Genomic DNA, 5,849 nt, shown 5'->3' on the forward strand with positions numbered 1-5,849 from the left:
GTGGGATACCAGCCAAAGGATTCCACAAAGAGTTTCAGGAAAATATAATTTAAAAGCACACTTCCCATTACACTTAAGCCATATCGAAAGAACTGGATACGTTTTCGGAGAAAAGAACCCGGGAAGCTGATGAATTTTGCCAGTACAAAACCAATGGGGAAAGTAATGATGAATGACATGATAAAAGCCGCTATATGGGGTGAGATTGCATAAAAGCCAAGTTCAACAATTTGCTTTTCAAGAACAAAATGATAAAAGATAAAGTACAGTAAAATATCTAAAGCTGTATTAGCTCCTCCAGTTGCCGCATATTTAAATGTTTGCTCTGGCATGAATCTCTTAAAAGGTGGGTAAAACCACAGAATAACCTTCTCAATAAATCTTATAAGTGCGTAAAATAACTTCATCTCTATAATTTAGATGACAAATATATGATTTTCAATCTTAATTTTTGACGCTGATAAAATATGATTTGATATGATTGAATCTTATTCTTTTTAAGTCATATAAATAGATCATAAACTATCATTAAAATCTGCGCCTAGCTTAACTAGACAAAAAAAGGCTTCCCTATACGAGAAGCCCTATTCCTATATTTATCGAAGATTACTTTCTTCTCCAAATAGTCATTTGAGCAAGCGTGTGTTGGTATTTACGTGCTGTTTCCCGGATGACAAAAGGCACATCCTGAGGTTCAGTAACCAAATCGAAATGCTCTTGCAGGTTATCTTTCAAGCCATCAAACGTACTGTAAGGCTCACCATTTTTACGATAACCCCCTACCCAATTCTCTACATCGGTAAACTCTTCCAACCAAGTGTAAGGAGAAGTCAGTACCAACAGTCCACCCTTATTCATTCGAGAATGAATCTCGTGTAAGAACTTAAGCGGATCGTAAAGTCTATCGATTAGGTTACTTGCAAAAACCAAGTCGTAAGCCGTAAAGAAGGGCTTCAGATTACAAGCATCCCCTTGGAAGAACTCTACCCTATTGCTATTGGCATCCAAACCAAAGTCTGATAATTTAACCTCCTTAAAGGTGTCCAGCTTCCCCTCCTCTATTCTGCTATAATTCAACTTACCACTCTCTTTCAGCTGTGTGCCTATGCGAATAAAACGAGCAGAGAAGTCTAAACCAGTTACCTTATCGAAATGCTTCGCCAACTCAAAACTGGTTCGTCCTGTGGCGCAACCCAAATCGAGGGCTGATCCTTTATTAATACTTTGTAAATGTTCTTCGATTAGCTTCAGGCAGGCCAGAGAATAGTTCTCCACGCCAAAGTAAGTCTGCCCGTACTGAAACTCACAATATTGCGAAACCAAATCGTCGCTCTCATAGTAGTCGTCCTGAATAACCAACTCCTCTTCTGATTCTATATAACGAAAACCAGCATGCTGAAAGAAATGACGACGGAAAGCATAACGCGAATCCTTAATGGCCAAATTTCCTGTCGATATCCACGAGCCCCCTTTAATTAGATTATGCCGAGCATCAAAAGTTGGGGTTGAGAAATCATCGTAAAAAGGATGAATCTCGAAACCATCCAAGGCCGAGATAGGCATCTCAGTCCACTGCCACACATTACCAATCACATCGTAAATCCCATTAAACTCGAACTTATCTATAGGACAAGAAGAAGCGAAGTGTTCGAGATTAATATTGCCAGGAGCCTTATCCCAATAGGGTTGATCAGGAATATCCAGCGAATTACGTAGTAAGTAATATTCTTCCTCGGTAGGCATCCTCAACCTTTTACCTGTCTGAGTCGATTTCCAGTTACAGAAAGCTTTTGCCTCCAGGTAATTGACCTCAGCAGGCCAATTCCATGGCATTTCGATCTCTTGCAACATGCAACGGAGCGACCAACTCTCATTGTTCTTCACCCAAAACACAGGACACTCACATTTCTTATATTGCACCCAGTTCCACCCCTCTTCAGTCCACCACTCTTGGGTTTTATATCCCTCGTCATCAACAAAAGCCTTATATTCATGATTAGATACCAAATACTTCGATGCAGAAAAACCTTTAATTTCAGAAGTTAGGTTTCCAAACTCATTGTCCCAGCCATATAGGGCATCGTCACGCTTTTTACCCAAGATCACTTTACCAGATTTCACTTTTACCAATTCATTGCTTGGGGCAATTCCCGCTTCCTCACAAATCTTAAATAAAGGGTTAGCCTGAACCTTATCGATGGGTAAAAGACGAATTAAAACCGAAGACGTCTCTATATGGATGCGCTGATGCTCAATTCCCATCATAATCACCCAAAAGGGTTCATTCCAATTGATGGGCATATTCAGGGAAAGCTCAGCAATCAAATCTGCCATCATAGCTTTAACCTGCTTACGGTAGTCGCGCACTTCCTGAACAGTTGGCCAATCGTAATGTGCCTCATTCAAATCGTCCCAAGACATCTCATCCACCCCAACTGCAAATATGGATTCGAACTTAGGATTTATTCTTTCAGTGATAAGACCAGCCAGGATCAACTTATTGATATAGAAAGTAGCAGTATGCCCAATATAAAAGATAAGCGGATGACGAAGAGGATCGGCACGCATATAGAAAACGTCATCATCGATCAAAGAGTCATATAAGCGATCGTCCAGCTCCCAAGTCGCCATAAAATAGTTAAGAATCTCCTCTCTTTTAGAATCAGGACTTCCTTCGTTTAAAATAGGTGTTTTAGTTATAAGTATATTTTTATATAACTCTGCAGCAGTCGTATTTTGCATTATTTTTATTTTAATTCCACATTTTTTCTTAACGTAATGAAGTTAATAATTTTATTATAAGTCCACTAACAAACAACTTTAATTCGTCCTACTATTGCCAACCAAAGTCTAAGATTATCAGAACATAACCCAACTCGTTAAATATTTGTTAAATCTTGACAAAAGCGTACACAAACCAGCATATAAAAATTAAATATGATAATTTTGGATTCGAAAGTGAAAATGCGACTAAACCTTTTACATCCATTAACGTCTAAGTAAACGTTACTATTTTGAGAAAATACTATTTGTGGATTTTAGTCATATAAAAACACAACCTACTAATTAGAACTGCACTGCAGTTCATCTTTAAACAAGGACTTAGAACATGAAGAAAACACTATTATTATTAGTTTTTGCGATGCTAATTAGCTTGACTCAAGCTATGAAGCCCGTACCAAACTCAAAGGGGGCAATGGGTGGTACGATTAAAGGTATCGTAAAAGACAAAGACTTGAAAACTGCTGTTGAATACGCAACAGTTTCAGTATTTAAAATGTCAGATTCTACCTTAATAAATGGCACCATTACAAATGCTAAAGGTGAATTCGAATTGAAACAATTAAAACCTGGCAAATACTATGTTGAGATTTCATTTATAGGCTACAACAAAAAAACTATACGCAATATTCCAATTAATCGTGATCACAAGATTGCTGATCTAAAAGAGGTATTGTTGTCACAAGCTAGCGAGGCTTTAGGGGAAGTTACTGTTAACGCAGAACGACTACCAATTCAATATCAGATAGATAAAAAAGTTATACCTGTTAGCAGACAATTGACAACTGCAAGTGGTAATGCTGTTGATGTGCTCGAAAGTGTACCCTCAATCAACGTTGATATCGAAGGTAATGTCAGCCTACGTGGCAGCAGTAGCTTTACGGTTTTGGTTGACGGTCGTCCTTCTATTTTAGAAGCTGCCGACATCCTGACTCAGATGCCAGCTAGTGTGATTGAGAATATTGAGATCATCACTAACCCTTCGGCCAAATACGATCCGGAAGGCTCATCAGGTATCATAAATATTATCACTAAAAAAGGTAACCTAAAAGGCACTTCAGGTGTTGTTAACCTAAATGTGGGGAACTTCGGTAACTACGGAGCTGATTTCTTGGTGAACCTGCGTAAGAATAAATTCAATTTCCACTTGGGAATGGATTATAGCAATCGTAACTTTTCTGGCGATCGTGAAAGCGAAAACAGAACAACTTCAGGAGATAAAACGACGTACGTATTTTCTGAAGGTGATTCTGATCGTGAGCGTTTGGGTTATGGGCTTCGTACGGGTTTTGATTATGAAATAGATGATAAAAATCTTGTAACTCTTGGTCTTCGGTATGGTGGTAGAGAAATGAATATGGGATCAGATCTCGATTACAAAGATTACTTCACTATTGATGGTGGTGCTCCAAGTCCTGTACAAAACTATAAAAGTTCTGACAACTGGAATCGTGAGATGGAATTCTACAATGCCAACTTCAGCTACCTACGTAAATTTAAAGGAAAAGGTCATCAGTTATTAACGCAGGTTAACTATTCTTACCGTGATGGTGATGAAAAATCAAAAACAGAACGTAAACAGGATGGCACTATAGTAGATGGAAAAAAAGGAACTGAAAAAGGCCCTGGTTCTCATCTCGATATTAGAGCTGACTATACCCTTCCATTGGGTGGTAAAAGTAAATTTGAAGCAGGATATCAAGCGAAACTTCGCCAGAGTGAAGACATTACTACACAATCTGACTATGTAAAAGGAGATGTAAATGACTACGTTTTACAGCCAGAATTTGGACACGAAGTTGATTATAAAAAAAATGTACATGGCGTTTATGCCCTATATGCCGATCAATTAGGTAAGTTTGGTTACCAACTGGGATTAAGAAGTGAGTATACTGATAGAGAAATTAAATTCAAAGGTGAAACTGAAAGCTTTACAATCAATCGTTGGGATTTCTTTCCTACCATTCATACACAAGTTGATCTAAAGGAAGGGAATCAATTAATGGCCAGCTACACTCGACGTATTCAACGTCCAAGAGGTTGGAACCTTGAGCCCTTTATTACCTGGAGTGATGCTTATAACGTTAGAAAAGGGAATCCTAGCTTAAAGCCCGAGTATATCGATTCATATGAATTGGGTTATCAGAAACGTATTGGCGAACAATCTATCTCATTTGAAACTTATTACCGTGTCACTCACAATGTCATGGAGCGTATCAAATCGGTATATCAGGAAAATGTGATGCTATCAACTACTGAAAATGTTGGAACAGATTACTCTTTAGGTGTTGAGACTATGGTGAATTTAAGCTTCGCTAAATGGTTTAAAAATGACTTGATTGGTAATGCGTATCACTACAAAGAAGAAGGAGAGTATACAACCTACGACAGCGAAAATATGGCTACTGTCCAAGATTTCTCTACCGAGAGTTTAAATTGGAGTCTGAGGAACAATTCAACTTTCATGTTTAATAAAACCACTCGTTTTCAAGTGAGTGTGATGTATCACTCCGCAAGTAAAAAAGCACAGGGTGAACGTAAAGGTTTTATCACAGCTAACTTGGGCCTTAAAAAAGAGTTTATGCAACGTAGACTATCCGCAACTTTACAATTGCGTAATGTATTAAATACTGCTAAACACGAAAACATTAGCGAAGGGAATGGCTTTTATAACTACAGCAAATTCGATATGCAGTGGCCAAGTATTAAACTAAACCTAAGTTATAGAATCAATAATTATAAGAAGAAACGTGGAGCCAACGGTCAAGGTGGTGACATGGAGGAATTTGAAATGTAATTTCAGGTCGAATGATAATATTAAAGAGGTGTTCTGAGGAATACCTCTTTTTTTTTCAAAAATTTACAGACTCGTTTTTATAAAACGTTTCAAGGCTTTTATTCTAAAAACAAAACCTAAACCAAACAATATCCCATATACCAACCACGACTTATCCAGAATAATTACATGAAGCATGATCAAAATAGTAGCTAGATACACCCATCGATGTAGACTCTTCCATTTGCGTTTCAGTAATTTCATAGCTCTTTTACTCGAAGTCAATGTTAGA

3 protein-coding genes and 1 pseudogene are annotated in these 5,849 nt (G+C 37.9%); 1 reads left to right on the forward strand and 3 read right to left on the reverse strand.

Features of this window, described 5'->3' with window-relative positions; all coding sequences use genetic code 11:
- The coding region (locus ABY905_RS13095; RefSeq protein ID WP_372644596.1) for a GtrA family protein at nucleotides 1-407 on the reverse strand (407 nt) is incomplete at its 3' end.
- 199 nt (nucleotides 408-606) lie between these two features.
- Complete coding sequence (ovoA, locus tag ABY905_RS13100; protein ID WP_372644598.1) at nucleotides 607-2,742, reverse strand: 5-histidylcysteine sulfoxide synthase; 2,136 nt, start codon at nucleotides 2,740-2,742, stop codon at nucleotides 607-609.
- Nucleotides 2,743-3,109: 367 nt separating this feature from the next.
- Between ovoA and ABY905_RS13105 the strand changes: the two genes are divergently transcribed.
- Entirely contained in the window at nucleotides 3,110-5,578 is a 2,469-nt protein-coding gene (locus tag ABY905_RS13105; RefSeq protein ID WP_372644600.1) for a TonB-dependent receptor domain-containing protein, read from the forward strand.
- A gap of 63 nt (nucleotides 5,579-5,641) precedes the next feature.
- Here the strand turns inward: ABY905_RS13105 and ABY905_RS13110 are convergent.
- A pseudogene (locus ABY905_RS13110) lies at nucleotides 5,642-5,849 on the reverse strand (hypothetical protein); the annotation flags it as partial.

It is taken from the genome of Ancylomarina sp. (assembly GCF_041555295.1).
Lineage (GTDB): Bacteria > Bacteroidota > Bacteroidia > Bacteroidales > Marinifilaceae > Ancylomarina.